Annotated in this window: 4 protein-coding genes; 1 reads left to right on the top strand and 3 read right to left on the bottom strand. The window is 57.1% G+C overall.

The window, feature by feature from the left end; translation table 11 throughout:
* Nucleotides 1-147: AbrB family transcriptional regulator (locus ACR0NN_RS25220; protein ID WP_170747020.1), on the top strand; the 147-nt coding region annotated here is incomplete at its 5' end.
* Here ACR0NN_RS25220 and ACR0NN_RS25225 read toward each other — a convergent pair.
* From ACR0NN_RS25225 to ACR0NN_RS25235, 3 genes are all read right to left on the bottom strand, one after another.
* A complete protein-coding gene (locus ACR0NN_RS25225; RefSeq protein ID WP_170724722.1) occupies nt 116-1,096 on the bottom strand; it encodes a D-2-hydroxyacid dehydrogenase family protein in 981 nt (326 codons plus the stop codon). The two genes, ACR0NN_RS25220 and ACR0NN_RS25225, sit on opposite strands and share 32 nt — an antisense overlap.
* On the bottom strand, nt 1,093-1,329 hold the full coding sequence (locus tag ACR0NN_RS25230; protein WP_170724364.1) for a hypothetical protein: 237 nt from the start codon (nt 1,327-1,329) through the stop codon (nt 1,093-1,095). Before ACR0NN_RS25230 ends, ACR0NN_RS25225 begins: the two co-directional genes overlap by 4 nt.
* Nucleotides 1,330-1,380: 51 nt before the next feature.
* A partial coding sequence (locus ACR0NN_RS25235) for a PrpF domain-containing protein (protein WP_480685861.1) occupies nt 1,381-1,842 on the bottom strand: 462 nt, incomplete at its 5' end.

The raw sequence follows: 1,842 nt of genomic DNA on the forward strand, positions 1-1,842 counted from the left end.
CAAGCCGAAATGACAGTTCTGGCCATCGTTTCAGGAGCCGACCTGGGCTTTGTCATCACGCACCATCTGACACGGATCGTGTTGGTGATCATCGGCGCGCCCATCGCCGCCAATCTTATTCTACGCTGGTCCAAACCACGGGGTTGATCATGTGGATCGGAGCGCTCTTTGCATAGGCGTTCACTTGATCAAAAATATCTGCAAATTGCAGATCAAACTCGTCCTCGGTCACAAAGCCAATATGCGGGGTCGCGATCAGGTTGGGATGCGACAATAGCGGATCGGTTGGGTCGGTCAGAGGCTCGGTATCGAACACATCTATTGCCGCTTTGCCGGGGCGACCGGAATCTAGCGCCTCAAGCAAAGCCCCTGGAGCGATCAACCCGGCCCGCGAGGTGTTCACGAACAGCGCCTCCGACTGCATTTGCGTGAAATCCGATGCGGTGATGATCCCGCGCGTGTCAGGCTTCAAGCGCACATGGACCGAAACAACGTCACTGTCGGCGAAGAACGCTTCACGGCTGGGAGCGACCTGCGCGCCGTCCGCCTGCGCACGTGCACGGCCTTCCTCGGACGACCACCAGACCACATCCATGCCGAATGCCTCGGCAAAGCCCGCAACTGCGCGAGCGATCCGGCCATAGCCATAGAGTCCCAGTTGACGACCCCGTAGTGTCTTACCCACGCCAACCTGCCAGTGCCCCGCCTTGGCCGAGGCCATTTGTGCGGGCAAATCCCGCATCCCGGACATAATCAACGCCCAAGTAAGTTCAGCTGCAGCATAAGACGGCGTGCCGCCATGCATGTTCGAACACAACAGCACTCCGTTATCCGAGCATGCCTGCACATCGACATGCGGGTATACGCTGCGCTGACTGATCAATTTCAGGTCTGGAAGTTTTTCAATCAAGTCACGGGTGATCTTGGTGCGTTCGCGAAACAGCACAAGCGCTTCAGCCTCCTGCAAACGCGCGGCCAATTGATTGGTATCTTCGACATGATCCGTCCAGACCTTCACATCATGGCCGGATAACTTTCCAAAACAGGGCAAGCCCTGCAGTGTATCAAACCAGTCATCAAGAATGTGGACCTTCATCGGCTTTCTATACCCTGCTCGGTGTTCAGTTTTCTTGGCGTCGGCACAAAATGACATGTGTCGAGAGCGGCAAGTGCATTGCGGACCCGTTCGCTTTGATCCAGCAAGTGGTTGAATTGCTCATCACACCCGGCAATCGGTGTCGGGTAGTCCGCGATGTCCTTCCGCAGGGCCGACTGCGCCAATCTGAGTTCCTGACGCGCGATATCGAGGCATTCTGAGTAATCGTCCATCGTAACATCCTCCATATGTATACTATGGTATACTAATTAGGTGATGTCTGATCAACTCCCGTCCCAAACAGATTGCGGTACGTAGACATGCCCGTCGGCCAGCTTGCGTGCGGTCCGCACCAAGCCCGCCGCGTTCACTGTGAACCCGTCGGTGGTAGAAAAATCCACCAACACGTCGATCTTGCCCGAGGCGTGTTCCAGAATGACTTCAGCCGGGCTGTTAGTGGGGCGATCCAGCAAACCGTCCGCAACAGTCCCGGGCGTTAAAGCGCAGGAAGCCATGCACTGCGCCCCGGTGACAGCCATGGTCGGGTGGGTCTTCCACGGCATGAAATACCGCACTGCAAGAGTGCCGCCGTCTCTGGCGGGCGCGACAAGGCCGAACTTGGGGGTCACTGATTTGGAAACGTCTCCCATGCCCATAAGTTCCCCGGCCTCAATCCGCACCGCCTCCATCCGGTCAAAAAAGGCCTTGTTGCCGTCCAGCTCCTCGGCGCATTCATAGCCTGCCAA

The sequence above is a fragment of the Ruegeria sp. BA2 genome, from assembly GCF_056539605.1.